Annotated in this window: 14 protein-coding genes; 6 read left to right on the top strand and 8 right to left on the bottom strand. The window is 72.1% G+C overall.

Going from position 1 to position 17,894, the window contains the following annotated elements:
* Positions 1-611: HAD-IC family P-type ATPase (locus tag ABD908_RS16480; protein ID WP_344997864.1), on the top strand; the 611-nt coding region annotated here is incomplete at its 5' end.
* Between the two features lie 37 nt (positions 612-648).
* Here ABD908_RS16480 and ABD908_RS16485 read toward each other — a convergent pair.
* A complete protein-coding gene (locus ABD908_RS16485; protein WP_344997866.1) occupies positions 649-2,658 on the bottom strand; it encodes a cytochrome c oxidase assembly protein in 2,010 nt (669 codons plus the stop codon).
* Between the two features lie 101 nt (positions 2,659-2,759).
* Here ABD908_RS16485 and ABD908_RS16490 point away from each other — a divergent pair, with 101 nt between their 5' ends.
* The gene (locus ABD908_RS16490) at positions 2,760-3,350 is read left to right on the top strand and encodes a pentapeptide repeat-containing protein (protein ID WP_344997868.1); all 591 of its coding nucleotides are present in this window, start codon (positions 2,760-2,762) and stop codon (positions 3,348-3,350) included.
* 103 nt (positions 3,351-3,453) lie between these two features.
* Here ABD908_RS16490 and ABD908_RS16495 read toward each other — a convergent pair whose 3' ends face one another.
* Positions 3,454-4,080, bottom strand: coding sequence for a hypothetical protein (locus ABD908_RS16495; RefSeq protein WP_344997870.1), 627 nt, complete (start codon positions 4,078-4,080; stop codon positions 3,454-3,456).
* A 95-nt stretch (positions 4,081-4,175) separates the two neighbouring features.
* Positions 4,176-5,042 (bottom strand): dTDP-4-dehydrorhamnose reductase, encoded by an 867-nt coding sequence (gene rfbD, locus ABD908_RS16500; RefSeq protein WP_344997872.1) that lies wholly within the window; start codon positions 5,040-5,042, stop codon positions 4,176-4,178.
* 90 nt (positions 5,043-5,132) lie between these two features.
* Between rfbD and ABD908_RS16505 the strand changes: the two genes are divergently transcribed.
* Positions 5,133-6,830, top strand: coding sequence for a condensation domain-containing protein (locus ABD908_RS16505; protein ID WP_344997874.1), 1,698 nt, complete (start codon positions 5,133-5,135; stop codon positions 6,828-6,830).
* A 40-nt stretch (positions 6,831-6,870) separates the two neighbouring features.
* On the opposite strand, the gene ABD908_RS16510 is transcribed toward ABD908_RS16505, so the two are convergent.
* Together ABD908_RS16510 and ABD908_RS16515 are read right to left on the bottom strand one after the other, a co-directional pair.
* Positions 6,871-8,469, bottom strand: a complete 1,599-nt coding sequence (locus ABD908_RS16510; RefSeq protein WP_344997876.1) for a fibronectin type III domain-containing protein — start codon at positions 8,467-8,469, stop codon at positions 6,871-6,873.
* 11 nt (positions 8,470-8,480) lie between these two features.
* Positions 8,481-11,525 carry an oligosaccharide flippase family protein gene (locus ABD908_RS16515; protein WP_344997878.1) on the bottom strand — a complete coding sequence of 1,015 codons (3,045 nt, stop codon included), beginning with the start codon at positions 11,523-11,525 and terminating at the stop codon, positions 8,481-8,483.
* Positions 11,526-11,716: 191 nt separating this feature from the next.
* Here ABD908_RS16515 and ABD908_RS16520 point away from each other — a divergent pair, with 191 nt between their 5' ends.
* The 3 genes from ABD908_RS16520 to ABD908_RS16530 are packed head-to-tail and all read left to right on the top strand — an operon-like array spanning position 11,717 to position 15,551.
* Entirely contained in the window at positions 11,717-12,562 is an 846-nt protein-coding gene (locus ABD908_RS16520) for a YveK family protein (protein ID WP_344997880.1), read from the top strand.
* A complete protein-coding gene (locus tag ABD908_RS16525; protein WP_425584391.1) occupies positions 12,559-14,532 on the top strand; it encodes a glycosyltransferase in 1,974 nt (657 codons plus the stop codon). The genes ABD908_RS16520 and ABD908_RS16525 overlap by 4 nt, the downstream gene beginning before the upstream one ends.
* 11 nt (positions 14,533-14,543) lie before the next feature.
* Entirely contained in the window at positions 14,544-15,551 is a 1,008-nt protein-coding gene (locus tag ABD908_RS16530; protein WP_344997920.1) for a glycosyltransferase family 4 protein, read from the top strand.
* Positions 15,552-15,715: 164 nt separating this feature from the next.
* On the opposite strand, the gene ABD908_RS16535 is transcribed toward ABD908_RS16530, so the two are convergent.
* From ABD908_RS16535 to pssD, 3 genes are read right to left on the bottom strand one after another with little or no spacing between them, the layout of a single operon-like run.
* On the bottom strand, positions 15,716-16,804 hold the full coding sequence (locus ABD908_RS16535) for a glycosyltransferase family 4 protein (protein WP_344997882.1): 1,089 nt from the start codon (positions 16,802-16,804) through the stop codon (positions 15,716-15,718).
* Complete coding sequence (locus tag ABD908_RS16540) at positions 16,801-17,382, bottom strand: glycosyltransferase (RefSeq protein WP_344997884.1); 582 nt, start codon at positions 17,380-17,382, stop codon at positions 16,801-16,803. Before ABD908_RS16540 ends, ABD908_RS16535 begins: the two co-directional genes overlap by 4 nt.
* Positions 17,379-17,831 carry a PssD/Cps14F family polysaccharide biosynthesis glycosyltransferase gene (gene pssD, locus ABD908_RS16545; protein ID WP_344997886.1) on the bottom strand — a complete coding sequence of 151 codons (453 nt, stop codon included), beginning with the start codon at positions 17,829-17,831 and terminating at the stop codon, positions 17,379-17,381. The genes ABD908_RS16540 and pssD overlap by 4 nt, the downstream gene beginning before the upstream one ends.
* Between the last annotated feature and the right edge of the window lie 63 nt (positions 17,832-17,894).

A 17,894-nucleotide genomic window follows, 5' to 3' on the forward strand; every position in this document is an offset into this window, starting at 1 on the left:
CGGACGCGGGCCGCACGGTGGCGGTTGTCGAGGTGGACGCCGCGGTGGCCGCGGTCATCGAGGTCGCCGACGACGTCAAGCCCGACGCGGCCGCGGCGGTGGCCCGGCTGCACGCGGCCGGGGTGCGGACGATGCTGCTGACCGGTGACAACCGCGCCGCCGCCGAGAAGGTCGCGGCGCAGGTGGGCATCGGCGAGGTGCGCGCCGACGTGCTGCCGGACGGCAAGGTGGCCGTGATCGAGGAACTGCGTGCGGCGGGCCGGCGCGTCGCCATGGTGGGCGACGGCGTCAACGACGGCCCGGCGCTGGCCACCGCCGACCTGGGACTCGCGATGGGCACCGGCACCGACGTGGCTCGTAGCGCCTCCGACATCGTGCTGATGCGGGACGAGCTGGGCGCCGTGCCCGACGCGCTGGGCCTGTCCCGCGCGACCGTCCGGACCATCAAGACGAACCTGGTGTGGGCGTTCGGCTACAACGTCGCGGCCATCCCGGTCGCGGCCGCGGGCCTGCTCAACCCACTGATCGCCGCCGGCGCGATGAGCTTCAGCTCGTTCTTCGTGGTGTGGAACAGCCTGCGGCTACGGCGGTACGCCGAGCCCCGCGGCTGAGGGCGGCCGGGAACCGTCCGCGGTACCCGGCCGCGTCTCACTCCGTCTCGGCGGCGTCCTCACGACTACTCCGCCACGCCCAGTGCAGGACGAGCCCGACGGTGACCAGCGCGATCGCGGCCTCGTCGCACGCCCAGGCCACCACGCCGCCCACGAACTGATCGTGGTGCAGGTCGGTCATCCACGGTAGGTCGAAGTAGCCGTACAGGCGCGGGCCGATCAGGCCGTTCATCGTCATCACGATGATCGCGAAGAACATCGACACCGGCATCATCGCCAACAGCATCCCCACGCGGCCGATGAACGGCATTCGCCGGGGCACCGGATCGATCTGGAACACGCGCCAGTAGAAGAGGAAGCCCGTGAGCAGCACCACCGCATAGATCCCGGCATGACCCCAGTGATAGCGGCCGATGCGGTCGTACAGGGGGGTGAAGTACAGCCCGTACAGGGTCAGCGCGAACACCGCGATCTGTACGACGGGCCGCATCGCCACCTCGAACGAGCGCGACGCCAGCACCCGCTCGAGCCACTCGGCCGGGCCGCCCGTGAGGGTCTCCCGGAGCAGGGTGATGGGCGCGCCGAGCAGCAGGAACACCGGTACCAGCGACGTCATCAGCATGTGCGCCACCATGTGCACGCTGAACAGAACGGTGGCGTAGGTGTTGATCCCAGAGCTGGTGAGCACCACCAGCGCGAGACATCCGAACAAGAAGCACGCGGTGCGGTACCAGGGCCAGCCACCGGACTCGGGCGATCGTCGGATCCGGCGCACGAGCAGCAGGTAGCCGACGGCCAGTACCACGGCGAGCGGCGCGAGATTCAGGTCCCAGCGCCACAGCGTCGCGAACCGCGCGGCGCTCGGCGGCTGCAGAACGTCGTAGCCCAGGAACACCTGGCCGATGGTGAACCGGTGCGCCAGAAACGGGGGCGGCGTCAGCAGCGACGCGGCGATCGCCGTACCGCAGGCGAGGGTGAGAAGCGTGGCGGCGGGCACCGTCCGCCGCAGGAACTGCAGCACCGCCGCGAGCGCGACCAGCACGCCCGCGGCCAGTACGAACCGACCGTACAGCGTGCCGGTGAGGTCGGCGCCGGGCGCCATGATCAGCGCGATCACCGTGCCGTACGCCAGCGTCACCACGCCGAACACGGGGCCGGTCCAGCGCTTCTCGGCGCGCCACGGCACCGTCGACTGCGCCCACAGCCCGCCCAGCCACACCCCTGCCGTGACGGTGAGCGCCATCAGCGCGGAGGTGCTGTAGTCGTGGTTCGGGCCCTGTGCCTCGTTGGCGGTGACGGTCACGGCCAACAGACCCAGCCCGGCCGGCAGCAGCAGCCACGCGTGCGCGATCCACGACAGCGCCGACTGCAGCGCCACCAGCACGATCACGGCGAACACGAAGGACCAGAACCATCCCTTGGCCGTCTCCGACGCCGAGATCAGCGCCCACACGCCACCCGCGTGGAACACGTCCGCGAGGTTCTGGCCCGCCGTGTCGGCGGCGGCCAGCAGCACCATCGGCACGCACACCACCGCCCACACCTGCGCGGCGCGGCGGGCGAGGCCGTGCGCGAGGTAGCCGCGTAGACCCAGCTCACCGGTGTCCTGCACCGCGGCACGCAGCACCGCGAACACGAGCGCGCCGAGGGTGACGGCGGCGGCGAGGGTCCCCGTCAGCCGCCCGATCGCGGCGCCGTACGCGGTCAGCGCTCCGGGGTAGGTGTCGCCGTTGATCGCGTACCGCTCCGTCCCCTGACTCGCGACGACCGCGATCACCAGCGCGTACGCGACGAGGGTGCCCACGGCGAGGCCGACGGTGCCGTGGCGGGGCGGGGCCGCCGGCACGACGGGCGCCGGGTCGTCGCCGGCGACGGTGGCGGGCAGCCGCTCGAGCCGCGCGGCATCGTCCGCCCACTCCCGGCATTCCGGGCACCCGACGAGGTGCGCGTCGAGGGCGCCCAAGGGCGCCGCCTCGCCGTCGAGGCGGCTGGATATGCCCTCCCGGGCATCGGCACACCGCATCGCGGGCGCGTCGGAACTCTGCATGCCCGGTTAGTCGGGCGCCGGCACGAAACGGTTCCCGACGGCGCCGGGAAGTGGCGCATCCCACAGTCGGGGACGTCGGAGGGCGCCGGTAGCGTGGCCGGGTGCACCTCACCGACACCGACCTCGACGACTCCGACCAGCGCGACACCGACTTCACCGACGCCGTCTACGAGGACTGCACGTTCCGCAGCGCCGATCTCTCCCGCGTCACCACCACCCGCGCGACGTTCACCCGGTGCGACTTCACCGGCGCGGACATGGTGGCCTCGCGGCACCTCGGCTCCGCGTTCCGCAACTGCACGTTCGAGCGGACCCTGCTGTGGGACACCGTCTTCGAGGGCTGCTCACTGCTGGGCACCACGGTGCGCGACAGCCGCGTGCGGCCGGTCACGCTGCGCGACTGCGACCTGACGCTCGCGGGTCTGGGCGGGCTCGACCTCCGCAAGGCCGTCCTCGCCGGCAGTCGCCTGCGCGAGGCCAACGTGGTGGACGCAGACCTGCGCGAGGCCGACCTGACCGGCTGCGATCTGGCGGGCGCACGCACCGTGGGGCTGAAGCTGGGCGGCGCAGACCTCCGCGGCGCCCGAATCGACGCGGCCACATGGGTGGCGGCGTCGGTGCGAGGCGCACGGATCGACCCGGCGCAGGCATTCGATTACGCCGTGGCGCACGGTCTGGTGCTGGCGGACTGACGCCCGGCCCGCGGGCGCGGAGCGCCCCCTCGATGAGCGGCTGGTCGTTCGATCAGCCGGCGCACCGTCGGTAAGCGTCCAAGCACGCCGACGAGCTAGGCGATCACGACTCGCTGAGCCACGCGCTCGCGTCGGGGCGGGTGAGCAGGATCGGTACCGCGATGGTGGCGACGATGCCGAGGCACGTGAAGATCGACACGCCCGCCGCGACGAACGCGAGGATCCGGACCGATCGCTTCCGTGAGACGAACAGCATGATGCCCGAGATCAGCGCCAGCACCACCCCGATCAGCCCGATCACCAGCCCGATCGTGTACCCCACCGCCTCCGCGGAACTGTGCAGCCCTGGAGTGCCGAAGCCCACGGCCAGTCGGAGCACGCCGCCGAGTACCGCGATCACGACGAGGATCACGGCAGCCGCTATCACCGTGCCGGGGCGCCCCTGCGGCGGCGTCGGACCACCCGGGTAGCCCTGCTGGTACGCCGCGGCGTACGGATCGACCGGCTGATAGGGGGTACCCGGTTGGTACGGAGTCCCCTGCTGATAGGGGCTTCCCGGCTGCCCCGGGTACGCCTGCCCCGACGGGTACGCCTGCCCCGACGGATACGGCCGCTCCGGTTGGCCCGACGGGTATCCGGGATACCCCTGCTGGTATGGATTCTGCTGCTCGGGGCCCTGTCGGTATGGGTCCTGCTGGTACGGGTCCTGCCCGTACGGCGAGTCGGTCATGGTCGTTCCTCCCTGTCCTCCCTGGATCTGTCCGATGCTACGGATCGAGCGGCGTCACCGCTGCCAGGGCGGGCGAAGACCTCCTCGATCGGCGCTCAGCCGGCGAGCGCCCGCCCCAACGCATCTCGCCACTCGGGGAGCGGGCGCAGCCCCAGGTCGATCCACGACGCGGGCGACAGGACCGAATACGCGGGCCGCGGTGCGGGCCGCGGGAATTCGGCGGTGGTGCAGGGGCTCACCCGCTCGGCGCCGGCGCCGACACCGTCGAACACGGCGCGGGCGACCTCGAACCACGAAACCGCCCCGGCGCCCGCAGCGTGCACCACCCCGCCCGGCCGATCAGGCTCGGTAGCAAGAAGATCCGCGAGATCCAGCAGTCCCGCCGCGAGGTCCGACGCATACGTCGGCGAGCCGACCTGGTCGTCGACCACCCTGGGGTCGACGCCACCGCCGGCCAGTCGACGCATGGTTCCCACGAAGTCGCTCGTGCCCGACGCCCCCGTGTACACCCATGCGGTGCGTACCACCGTCGTCCGCGGGTCGGCCGCGAGCGCGGCACGCTCCCCGGCGAGCTTGGTACGCCCGTACACAGACGTCGGCGCGCACGGGTCGCCCGGCTCCCACGGCCGCCGCGGCACTGCGGCCGGGCCGAACACGTAGTCCGTGGATATGTGCACCAGGCGCGCGCCCACCTCGCCGCACCGGGCCGCCAGCAGGCCCGGTGCGGCCCCGTTCAGTGCCCGGGCACCGTCGACGTCGGACTCGGCCGCGTCCACCGCGGTGTACGCCGCGCAGTTCACCAGCACGTCATCGGATTCCAACTCCAGCGCCGCGACCGCTGCCGGATCCGTCACGTCCAGCTCCGTCCGGCCCAGCCCGGCGGTGTCGATACCCCGCTCCGCTGCGTGGCAGACCAGCCACCTCCCGACCTGACCGGCCGCGCCGGTGATCACAATCCGCACACCGCGACGCTACAGCCAGCACGACCGGAACGCCGGGCGCACGCACCGGAGCCCCGCCTCGCTGCCCGCGAACCAGATAATCTCGACACCGTGCACGCACTCCTGTCGCAGAAAGCGCTACTCGAGGCGCAGCTCGCGCAGCCGGACTCGCCCGCCTGGAACATCGTGATGACCGCCTGGTATTCCGGCGCAGCCGATCCGACGGCGCTCCTGCGCTCAGTCGAGACGCTGGCGGTCGAAGCCGAGTCGCTGGGCCTCGGTGTGCTCATCGACGGGCCCGGCGAGGTGCGGCTCGTACCCGGTGTCGCTCCCGTCGCGGAGCGACGATTCGCCGACCGGACGGAGTTCGAAGCCTGGCTCGCCGCCGAGCGCAACCGCCCCTTCAGGGCGGACGGCACGCCGCTCGGGCACCTGACCGCGGTGCACGTCGCGGGTGGCCGATCAGGCTTCGTAGTCGTAGCCCACCACGGCGTCGCGGATGGCTACACCGGTCGGCTGCTCGTGGCGCGGGTCGCCGAGCTGTACGCCGCCGCGACGACCGGCGCCGCGGCTCCGCCACGCACGTTCGGCACGTTCGCCGCGCTCGCGGCGGAGGGTGCACCCGCCGAGCCGGTCGACGTCGACTTCTGGACCACCGGGCTCGGCGGCGACGTGGTCGCCGGACGGGAGATATCGCTCGGACGCGGGATCGCCGTGCCTGCGCCCCGGGTGGTGGAGGCGCAGACCCGGATCCGGGTTCCCGGCCTCGCCGACCGACCCCACTGGCCCGCGCTGGTGATGGCCGCGACGGCCGCCTACACCGCCCGATTCCTGGGCCGCGACGACGCGGTACTCGGCGTGGTCGTCGCCAATCGCTCCACGACAGCGGAGCGCAGCACCCCCGCCCAGCTGATGTCCGTCGTGCCCGTCCGCGTCGTGATCGACTCCGAAGACACCCTCGACGACGTGGCGGAACACCTCACCGACGGCCTCGCCGCGGGCCGCAAGCGCCGCAACCGCGCCGAGGACCTGATGTCCGCGCTCCCGTTCGCCTGGCGGGCCGGACGACTGCACGGGCCCACCGTCAACGTCGTGCCGTTCCTCGGGACCACCGTCGGCGGGTGGACCACGGAGGTCGCCGCGTGGGGACCGGTCGAGGACTGCATGATCATCGTCTCCGGGGATCCGGACACCGACCTCTGCGTGACCCTCACCTTCAACCCGGATCTCTACTCAGCCGCGGAGGCCCGCGAGCACACCGACCGCCTCACGGGGTGGTTGGGCCGCGTGCTCACGGATCCGGGGCGCCGTCTGGATGTCGTCGGACTGTTGACGGACGACGAGCGTGCGGTGCACGCGGCACTGGCAGGGCCGGCGGCGACCGACCCGGCACCGTCGGCGCCCCGGTGGGGAGAGCCGACCACCGCAGCCGATCTGGCCGCCGCTGCCGGCAGGCCGGGGGCGCGCGTCACCGTGACGGTCGGCGGCTTCGACGCCCCGTTCGGGCGGCCGGGCGTGGTCACGGTGTCCGACGGTGCCGGGACCGTCGACACCGGGCTACTGGCCGCGCCGACCCCGGAGGGCCTGGTGTTCCGCGGCCTCGCGACCGACCGGGTGCCGGTGCCCGGGGGATACGTGGAACTGGGCGAGGTCCGCGCGGTCGCGGGGCGCGCCGGCGTCGAGTTCGAGGTCTCGGTGCGACGCGGCGTGCGGGTCACCCTGTACCCGGGTGCGGGCGACGACGGCCGCGCGCTGGCCGAGCAGGTGCGCGCCGCGATGCCGCCGGGCGTATCGGTGCGTCTGGCCTGACGGGTAGGGACCTACTCGGCCCACATCCGGTGCGTCCGGCCTACTCCACCGTGATCGTCCCCGCGTCGTACCCGCCGTCGCCGTATCGCCCCTGCATGGCGAGCTGCATCGGCGGTAGGTCCACGATGTGCGTGGCGCGGGGCTTGTGCTCCGCCCAGTCGACCCGGACCCGCACGTAGTAGGTACCCGGAGCCAGCCCGGACACGTCCACGTGGTCGACCGCCGAGGCCGCTGCCGGTGCGCCGGAGAGGTCGGTGAAGTGCTGGTCGGCGGCCAGCGTGCCCAGGCGGATCCCACCGGGCACCGTCCGCCGCACGTGCCCCTGCTGATCGACGATCTGGTACTGCACGTGCCAGTCCTCGTACGTGGGTGCGGACCCGAAGTTGGTCCAGGTCACCGCGAGATCCGAGCCGGACAGCGCCACGCCCGTCGCGGCGTAGCGATAGCCGGCGTACTTGTTGGCGCGCGACCACAGGTCGTATATCTGCGCGGACATCGGCGTGGACGAGGTCTGGGCAGGGAAGCCGGTGCTGGCGGTCATGGAGACGTGGTAGTTCACCACGTCCTGCAGACCGGTCTGGTAGTACTGCAGCTCGGTGCCGCCGAGCAGCAGCTGGGGCGGCCACTCGGTCATGATCGGCGCGGTGCGGTAGCGCTCGGTGAGGATCGAGACGATGGGATCGCGGCGCTGCACGTACTGCGAGTACTGGTTCTCGGCCCACGTCGGGATCACCGGATACGTCCCGAGCGAGTCACTGCGCATCCCGACGGGGTGTCGGACCCTCTTCAACACCGGGCTGTCGCGGAGCAACCGCTTCGCGATCTCGGGGTTGCCCATCGCCGCGACGATCCGGGTGTCGGGGAAGGCACGCAGGTTGGCGTCGACCAGTCTGTCGGCGGCGGCCTTGTCGATGTACTGGTCGCGGTACTGGCTGAAGTAGCCGAGCGTCGCGACGCTCTGCGCCGGCGTGGGCGCCGGCAGCCCCAGGGTGTCGCGCATGAACGTCACGTGGTTCTCGCTGAAGTCGCCGTACCCCGACATCTCGAACACGGCGACCCGCTCGTCGTGGTCGTACCGGCGCCCGAGGGCGGCCAGTAGCGCGGTGAACCGGGACAGATACGCATTGCTGTTCCAGTTCGGGATCACGTAGTGCACCCCGGCGTGGTCGTACGTATGGGTCGCGCCGGGTACCGAGCGCAGCCAGTCGGGCACGGAGCTGACGGTCGCGCCCGGCTTCGTCGCCGCGCAGCAGGAGTCGAACGCGGTGACGCGGAACCCGAACCGGTGGCCCTGCGCGGCCGCGTCCGCGATCGCCGCGTCCAGGGCGCGGAAGTCGTACCGCTGGTCGTCGCGGGCACCGGCCGGGACCGAGCTCGGGTTCTTCGGCTGCAGCGACTGCCAGGTGAATCGGTTGTTCTCATCGGCCGTGCCGGGCCAGGCGGGGTACGCGCGGTCCGCACTGTTCGCCTGCGGGAACAGCGTGGTCTGCAGGTTCTCGAACTGACCGCGCAGGGGGTTGACGAGGTCGGGCGCGGAGAACGGCAGCACGCCCCGGGGCAGCGGCGTGAAGGTGGCCTCCCCGCAGGCGCCGACGGTCACCGTCAGCGCCAGTGCCGTCGCCGCGGCGACGGCCCGCACTCCCCGCACCGTCAGACCACCGCTGGCCGCGGCCGCGGGCCGTCGACGGTTACCAGGGGCGGCCCGGCGGCGGCCCGCGCCTGCTCACGGTAGAGCCGGTACACCACGCCGGACACCGCCACGAGGATCCAGGTGAGCGTCCACATCTGGATGAAGCCGCCGATGTCGAGGATCAGGCCGATCACGGCGAGCGCCGCGACGGATCCGCTGATGCCACCGGCGAGCTCGGCGAGCGGGGCGTCGCGCGACGCGGATGCGCGGAGGGCCAGGTACAGGGCGATGGCGACGGCGATCACGTAACTCACCAGGCCCACCACACCGGCCTCCATCAGCCGGGACAGGTACTGGTCGTCGAGTACCGGCAGCTTGAGGGAGGGATACACCCCGACTCCCTCGCCGAACCACAGATGCTGCTGGTAGTGGGCCTTCACGTAGGCGATACCGGTGCCGCGCGAGGCGATCGAGGGGTCGGTCGACGACCCGAGGAAGGTCTGGACCAGCGCCGTCATCACCTTGATCCCGGCCAGCAGGCCACCGCCCACCACGATGACCCCCGAAACGATCAGCGTGGCGAGCCGCTGGATCGGCCAGCGCCAACACATCACCACCACGGCGGCCACGACCCCCACCACGAACGACCGGGACACGGTGACGAGCGCGCCGAACACGATGATGCCCAAGCAGATCACCCAGGGCCACGTGCGGGCTCGCCGTGCGCGGGCGTTGAAGACCAGCGCGAACGCGAGCGGGACCAGCAGGGTGAGTACGGCGCTCAGCTCGAGCGGGTGGCCGGCGCTGCCCTGCGGCCGGTCCAGGCCCTGCCTGGTCAGATCGGTCACCAGCTGGAAGTCGCTGGCCTTCATGCCGGGCAGGTGGAACAGGGGGGCGAGATCCATGCCGGTGCCGTACTGGATGATCCCGAACATGGCGCTCACGGTCCCGCCGAGCACCAGCCCGGCCAGTGCCAGCCGCAGGCCGCGCTCGCTCCGGAGGACCACCACGAAGAACAGCACGATCCCCAGCACGCAGACGTCGTTGAGGGTGTAGTGATCGGACGCCTGGATGGAGATCTCCCCGAGTCCGGCACCCAGCGCATGCCCGTAGGCCAGCAACGAGCCGGCCACGTAGCCCATCACGGCGAACAACACCGCCAGGTCCGAGGGGCGGCGCCCGTAGCCCGCGATCGCCGTCATCACCCAGAGGATCGCGCCGCCGAGCAGCAGCGTCTGCGCGAGGCTGAACCCGAACGTGCCCGGAACCGTGAACGACTGCCGCATCGACAGCAGGAAGAAGGAGGAGACGGCGATGAACAGGGCCCCGGTGGGCCCGAACCGCTCGAATCGCGCGACGACCGCCGCGACGGGGGTGATCGGGTCGCGCGCCCACTGCCACAGGAGGGCGGCCGCGGCGGCCGCGAGCGCGCGGTACTCGGCACGCCCGCTGAGCGGCCCAGGTGTGGGTGGTGCGGGTGTGGGTGGATCGGCGGGTGCGTGGGCATCGACATCGACATCGACGGTGCCGAGCCCCGTTCCGTCGTCCGGCTCCGGCGCACTTCGGCGCGATACGACCATGGCCTTGATCGTAGCCAACCGCATCGGGCCCACGACGAGGTCGACGGCGATATACACGACGGCGGCTGCACACCCGGTGACCAGGACCGGAAGGCCGTCGAGCACGTACGCGACGCCCCCGGCGGCGGCGGTGGGGATCGCGAGGCGCAGCGCGAACAGCCACGGCGTGCGGTACGGGCTGCGCCGTGCGAGGCGCACTGTCGCGACGGCCAGACCCACTACCTCGCTCGCCACGAGCGCCGCGCCGGCGCCCCGGGCACCGAAGTGCGGCGCGAGGAACCAGTTGAGCACGATGTTGAGGGTCATGTTCGCGATGTTCAGGCGCAGCAGGAACACCTGATCGTGCGCCGCGAACAACGCCTGGCTGAGGACCGCGGTGAGAAAGGTGAGCGCGACCGCCACCAGCAACAAGCCCAGCGTCAACCCGCCCGCCTCGCGGAACTCGGCCGACCCGAAGAGCGTGATCAGCTGCGGCGACAGCACCAGGCCGACGACGGCGATGGGGGCACCGATGAAGCCGAGCGCCTCCATGCTGCGGGTGACGAACCGGGCGAACGCGTGCCGGTCGCCCGAGTACAGAGCGGTCATCGTCGACAGCGACGAGCTCAGGTAGAGCGTCGAGATCACCGTGGCGTTGAACGCGAGGTTGTAGGCGAGGCCGTACGCGCCCACCTCGCTCGCGGTACTGCGGAGGCTGAGGATCAGGCCGTCGGCGCGCCAATACAGCACGCCGATGATCAGCACCCCCGTCTGCGGCAGGCTCTCGCGCAGCAGCTCCCACGCCTCCCCCGGCGCGAACACCGGGCGGGCGTCGATGATCCGGTGCGCGGCGACGGCCTCGATCACCAAGGTCACGGCCGGCGGCACCAGCTGGACGACCGCGAACCACACGATGGGCGCGTGCATGTTGACCAGCACGAGGGTCGCGGCGAGAGAACCGACCCGCCCTGTGAGATCGGCGGCGGCGACCGCGCCGAACCGCACATGGGTGAGGAATACCGGGTCGAAGCAGGTGGCGAGCGTGGTGAGCACGAGGCTGCCGGAGACGATCAGGATCATCCCCACGACCTGCTTGCTGTCGTGGTAGATCAGCCAGCCGGTGACCCCCGACACCACGCCCAAAGGGACGCAGTAGAGGATCGCCATCCCCGAGTTGACCCGCACCAGGCGGTCGAGTTCGCCGGTTCCAGAGGTGACACGGCGGACGATCACCGCACCGATTCCCAACTCCGTGAGGCTGGTCCACAGATTCACGAAGATGACGGCGGTGGTCAGGTGCCCGTAGGCCTCGGGGCCGAGGTGCCGGGTGGTGAGGGTGACCGTGCCGATCGAGGCGACCAGCCCCAGCACCCGGGCCACTATCTGGAGGCTGAACGCCTTCGCGATCCGGCCGTTCGCGGGCCGGTCGTGCGACGGCTGGCCGTACGGCACGGTCGCGGGCTGCTCGGATTCAGCGCCGAGTTCCGAGCGAGAGCGTGCAGGCATTGCACCATAGTAAAGTGCAGAAAGGCCCAGCGAGACTTCGTGGCAAAGAGTATTGCATGTGTCACACAGGGTTATGGTCACCTGTCCGGGAGGTGTCCCCTAGCGGATACTGGGCGGTAACCATGGCTACCCACAGGGGGCGGCGGCGCGTGCGCCGTGTCCGCGATAGAAGTAAGGATCCTCGACCAAAAGTGAACGTCGCCGAGTTTTTTCGCAGCCTGGTCCGCCGTCCGATCGGGCTGGGGATAGTGATCGTCCTCGCAATCGCGGCGGGCGCGTACGGATACGCCTCGACCACCGTGAAGTACACGAGCAGCGCCGCGGTTCTGGTGATTCCACCCGGTGCCGGCAACCCTGACGCAGGCCTCAACCCCTTTAGTAACTTGAATAATAATATGGCGCAGCTGGCCATCGTCATCGAGACCGCAGCCCAGGGCGACGATGCAAAGCAGCAGGTCGCTGCCACGGGTGCCTCGCCGGACTACACGATGAGCACCGTCTCGGGCGACTCACCCACGTTCGCTCAGCTCACCCCGCAGATAGTCATCCAGGTGACGGGCGCCACCCCCGGCCAGGCCGAGGCGGGGGCGAATGCGCTCATCGACTTCATGCGCACACGACTGCTGAAGATCCAGAACGACGCCGGCGTGCTCCCGACCACCCGAGTCGACTTCCGGGTCCCGTCGCAGCCGGCGCCCGGCTCACCGTCCGGCGGTAACGGGCTGCGCTCCGCCGTCGGCTACGGCGGCGGCGTCCTGATCGTGGGGATCCTCGTGCTGCTGGTGATCACGGCGGCGGTCCAGTCGCTGCGCAGAAAGGTCGACGGCGGACAGGCGGACACCGGAGAGGCGGATCGCGGACAGGCAGACAGCGAGCGGGCGGCCACCGACGACGGTGCCGACGCAGGCGCCGCCGCTACCGACGGCGCGGCCGCGGATGATGCGGCCACCGATGATGCGGCCGATCCCGCCGAGAAGCAGGTCGATGACGCTCTGGCAGCCGAGGAGGGCACGGCCACCCAGGAGAGCACGGCGTGAGCGGGGAGCTCGAGCGCGCGTATCTGCCGGGCGGGGTCGTCGCGGCGCCACCGCCCGCGCACCCCGTCGACCGCCCGCTCGCGGTGTTGGTGGTCGCCTACCGCAACGCCGACGACCTGCGTGCCTGCCTCGACTCGATCGCCGAGCGCCTCCCCGACGCGGCCGTGCTGGTGTGGGACAACTCCGGCCCGGACTGGCCGGGGATCGCCGAACTGACCGCCGACACCCCGGACGTCCGGTGGCTGGCCGGCGAGAAGAACATCGGCTTCGCGGCCGCGGTCAACGCGCTCGCGCGCGAGGTCCCCGACCACGACCTGTTGCTGCTCAACCCCGACGCCGTGCTGCTGAGTGACCTCGCCGGTACCCGCGCTGCGCTGGGTCGGCCCGGCGTGGCGGCGGCGGCACCCCTGATCATCGACACCGGGTCCGGCGTACAGCCGTGGGACGTGGCGCACCGCCCGCGCAACCTGATCCGGGCGCTGGTGTCCACGGCGGGCTATGCGCCGAAGCTGCGTGGCACGGCGCTGTCCGAGCTGTACAAGGCAGCCCCGGGGGAGGTCGACGGCTACCTGACGGGCGCGTGCCTCGCGGTCAAGCGCGAGGCGTGGGACGCAGTCGGCCCGTTCGACGAGGAGTTCTTCCTGTACGGCGAGGAGACCGACTGGCAGCAGCGAGCACGCGCCGCCGGCTGGACGCTGGCACTCGCCGACGAGCCGGGCGTGCAGCACACGGGCCACGGCACCGTCGCAGGCGACGCCATCGCCGGCCGCCGGTCGGCCGACCTGCTGCGCGCGAACATCGCCCTCGGCATCGAGCACACCTCCGGTGCGGCCGTCGCCGATGCGTACCTGGCGGGCACGACGGTGCTCGAGCGGGTGCAGCGGTCGGCGCGCGCCACGCGGCGCGCCCGCACGACCCCGAAGACCGACAAGCCGACCGTCGTGATCACCACCAACCGGCTGGTGTACGGCGGCGCGGAACGACAGCATGTGTTCCTCGCGCGCGAGCTCGACCGCCGCGGCTACCCGGTCGTGATCGCGTGCATGCAGCGGTTCGGGCCGCTGGTGGCCGACATCCCGCACTCCGTGCGCGTCGTGCGACAGCCCTGGTGGGCACCCGAGCTCGACCTCCCCCCCGGCCCTGCCGTGCTGGTCAGCGGCGACACCAACACCGAGACCGGCTTCGCGGCGCTGTGGCGCACCGGTCGCCGCGACCGACGCTGGCTGGTCGCCGCGCACATGCCGCCCGAGACCGACGGCCCCACCTATTCGAAGGGCCTCGGCGCCGCAATGTCCCGGGCCGACGGCTTCATCGCCCTCTCGCCGCGGCACTGGCAGGAGGCCACCGCGTTCCAGTCCCTCGGGAAGCGCTGGTTCGCGGCACCCAACGGCGTCGCCTCGCGCGCAGGACTCGACGCGGTGCCGCAGCGCCCGCCCGTCCCGGCCCGCCCCCGCCTGGCGATGCTGTCCCGCATCGTCGAGCACAAGAACCCGCACCTGCTGGTCGAAGCCCTCGCGGGGCTGCGCGACCTGGAGTGGGAGCTGGACATCTTCGGTGACGGCCCCGATCGCGAGCGGCTCGAGGCCCTCACCCCGGACGACCTGCGCGACCGCGTGCACTGGCGCGGCTGGTCCCCGGGCCCCGACCACGCCCTCGCCGACGCCGACCTGCTGTGCGTGCCGAGCCGATCGGAGGCGTTCCCCCTCGTGATCCTGGAGGCGATGGCCCGCCGGGTGCCGGTCGTGTCGTCCTCGGTGTGCGCCGTCCCGGACATGCTCGACGGTGGCCGCGCAGGAGCGCTGGTCGACGACGTCACCGTCGACGGGTGGCGCACCGCCCTCGCAGACCTGCTGGCGCGGCCCGGCGACTGGCAGGGCATGGGCGAGCGCGGGTTCGAGCGGATGCGGGAGCTGTACACCATCGAGGCGATGGCGGACGCGTACGAGCGGGCGTTCGAGGCGGTCCGGTGAGCAGGGGCCGGGTGCTCTGGCTGTCGCCCTGGATGCGGCCGCTGGCGCGCGTGTACTGCGAGGCGCTGCGCGCCGACGGGTGGGACGTGGTCCTGGTGACCTCCGACCAGCACCCCGAGTCCGACGCGCCCCGGGACTACGAGTGGGTACTCGACCCGCGGCCGAAGACGCCGGCCACCTGGCCGCCGTTCGCCCGGCACCTGCGCGACGCGCGCCGGTTCCGGCCCGATGTGGTGGTCACCGAGCTGGTCCGCGACCCGCGCTGGATCGCCCTGGCCGGCCGCGCGCCGCGGGTGCGGCTGATTCACGACGACCGCCCGCACGGCGCCGACGAGGAGCTGCCCGGCTGGGAGCGGTCGCTGTTCGGCCGGTGGGGCGACTCCGCGGCGAAGACGGTGGCGTTCAGCGAGTACGTGGCGCGTGCGGTCGGCGCCGACGCGGTGGTGCCGCTCACCAGCGACCTCGACCCCGCGCGCGTGCCCGACCTCGTCCCCGCCGCGGGCCGCCGCGACTTCGTCCTCGTGGGTCGGCTCAACTCCTACAAGAACCTCGACGTGACGCTCGCGGCGTGGCGCAGGCACACCGCCGGGCCCGGTTGGCGCGGAGACGATCTGGTGCTGATCGGGAACGGCGAGTTCGACGGCGAGCTGGGCGCGCACGTCCGCTGGGTGCGCGGGCCGTACAGCTACGCCGACGTGCTGGCCCCGATGGCCGCCGCGAAGGGCTCGCTGGTGCACTACCGGCGGGCCACACAGAGCGGTGTGCAGGTGCTGGCCGAGCAACTCGGCGTCGTGCCGATCGTGTCGACCGAGGGCGCGCTGCCCGAGTTCCAACCGCCGGGCGAGCCTGCGATCGGCGTGGACGACGTGGAGGGTCTGGCGCGGGAGTTCGACGCGCTCGCAGACCCGGAGGCCGCCGCGCGCCGCGGCAGCACCGCCCGCGAGCACTACCGCACGCACTACGCGGCGGACGTGTCCGCCGCAGCGCTCGGCGAGGTCCTGCGGTCCGTCGCGCGCTGAGCCCGCCGCATCCCGTCCGCAAACCGACTCTCTCAGCGTCGCCGACCTCATATCCGGGACTGCGGCGCCCACAGGGTCGTTCTCCGGAGGTCCGGCCTACCGTCGGCTGCCGGAGACCTGGGAGGTCAGTGGCAGCCGACCGACGGAACGGTGCACATGTTGGATCAGGCGAGGCCCGTCCACAGCTCGCCGAGCCGCGTGTACCAGCCGGAGATCTCGAAATCGGCGGCGCGAGCCCGGGCGGCGGCGACCAGCTCGGCGCGCGCACCCGCGTCGCGGGTCACCCGTTCCAGCGCCGCCGCCAGCGCCGTGGTGTCCCCGGGCGTCACGAGCAGACCATCGACACCGTCGGTGACGGCCTCCGGGATCCCGCCGACGGGGCTGGTGATCGGCACCAGGCCCACGGCCATCGCCTCGAGCAGCGCCATCGGCAAGCCCTCGTCGTAGCTCGGCAGCACGAACACCTGGCTCGCGGCCAGCACCCGGTCGCGTTCCTCGGGCCCGATCCAGTCGCGGACGGTGACGGCGTCCTCGACGCCCGCGTCCCGTACCGCCGCGCGGACCTGCTCCACCTCGCCGTCGCCGGCGAGCGTGACGTGCAGGGACGCTCGCACGTCCGCGGACAGCGCTGCGACCGCGCGGACGATGTCGTAGCTCCCCTTACGCCTGCCCAGTCGCCCGAGGGCCACGGCCTGCACACGGTCGGCGACCTGTCCGACGGCCGCCGGCGGCAGCGCCACCGGGTTGTACAGCACCTCGACGTCGCCGGGCGGAAGCCGCAGGGCCGAGCTGTACTCGTCGGCCAACCCGCGGCCGAGCACCAGCCAGCGGTCCGCCGGCAGGGCCGCGCGCACCACCCGCTGCGCGAGCGGCGGCAGGCCGGTGAGCCAACCGCCGAAGTCGAAGCTGTGGCCGTGGATCACAGCGGGCACCCCGCGCAGCCGGGCCGCCCAGAGCGGGAACGACTTCCGCACCACGCTGCCGCCGTGCGCGAGGTGCACGTGCAGCACGTCGACGTCGCCGCGCAGGATCAGCCACGCACTCAACAGCATCCCGGTGACGCCCACGCGCATCCGGGTGACGGTGTCGGCGTCGACGTAGGTGGGCACCGTCCGGATCGAGATCCGCGGGTCCGGGTCGGCCTGCATGAGCGCGGCGACGGTGGCCATCCCCCCGCGGCTGTTCGGGCCCGCGGGAGCGGGGCCGACGACGAGGACGCGGACGGCCGGACGGCCGGTCGGTTCCACGGTCACGAACGTCTCCTCCTGAGGTAGCCGAGCACCTGACCGACACGCCGGGGGCTGACGGTGCCGGGCGGGCGCCGCAACACGTCGGCCATCAGCGCGTCCACCGCGGGTACCGCGGCGATGTCCGGCGTCCCGCCGCCGGGCAGGCGATAGGCGGACGGATCGGCGAGCGCGCGGCCGAGGTGTTCGCGTAGCTCTGATTCCGTCTCCGCGACGTGGACCCAGCCGAGGCCGGCCATCCGGCGCGCGAACCCCACCTGATGGTCGTCCACGTGCTCCGAGAGCGCCTCGGTGCGCGGCACCACGATGGGCACGTGGCCGGCCGCGCGCGCCTCCATCACGGAACCCGTGCCGCCGTGGGTGACCACGATCCGCGCGTCCCGGATCTCGGTCAGCAGTACCTCCCGGGGCAGCATCGGCACACCCTCGGCCACCCGCGGGGCGGCCGAGTGGCCGTACTGGACAAGCACCGATGCGGCGTCGGTCTCCGCCGCCCAGGCGTCCAGCCACCCCACCAGCCGGTCGAACAGGTGGTGGTCGGTGCCCAGCGTCGCCACGACCCGCGCGGCGGTCGGCCCGGTCACCAGGCCGCCCCGACCAGGGTGCCGTCCGGATACATCAGGCGCTGCTCGTCCCACTGCAGGCAGAACTCGTCGGACAGCGGGTAGCAGAGCAGGCCCGTGAGCGCGGGCCGGTCGAACCGCTCGAACGCCTCGAGGTACACGGTGCGGATCCGCAGCAGCCGGGCGGCGGCGAAGAAGGGCACCGCGACCCCGGCACCCGAGGAGACCACCACGTCGGGCCGCCACTGCCGCAGCAGGCGCCACGCGAGCCGCAGGTTCCGTGCCGCGTTCGGCAGGTTCCTCGTGACGGGATGATGCGCCCAGGTCACGGTTTCATCGCGCAGGGACGAGACCGCGTCGGGCTTGTCGAAGGTGACCCAGTGCCGCTCGTACTCGGCCCAGCAGGGCCGGAGGTTCAGCAACTGGGTGAGATGCCCCCCGGAGGAGGCCACGAGCACAACCCTGGTCACAACGCGCACCGTAATGACAACCCCATTCGGTGTCAAATCGAGATGTTTAGATACACGACAATA

This window comes from Tsukamurella soli (assembly GCF_039541155.1).
Lineage (GTDB): Bacteria > Actinomycetota > Actinomycetes > Mycobacteriales > Mycobacteriaceae > Tsukamurella > Tsukamurella soli.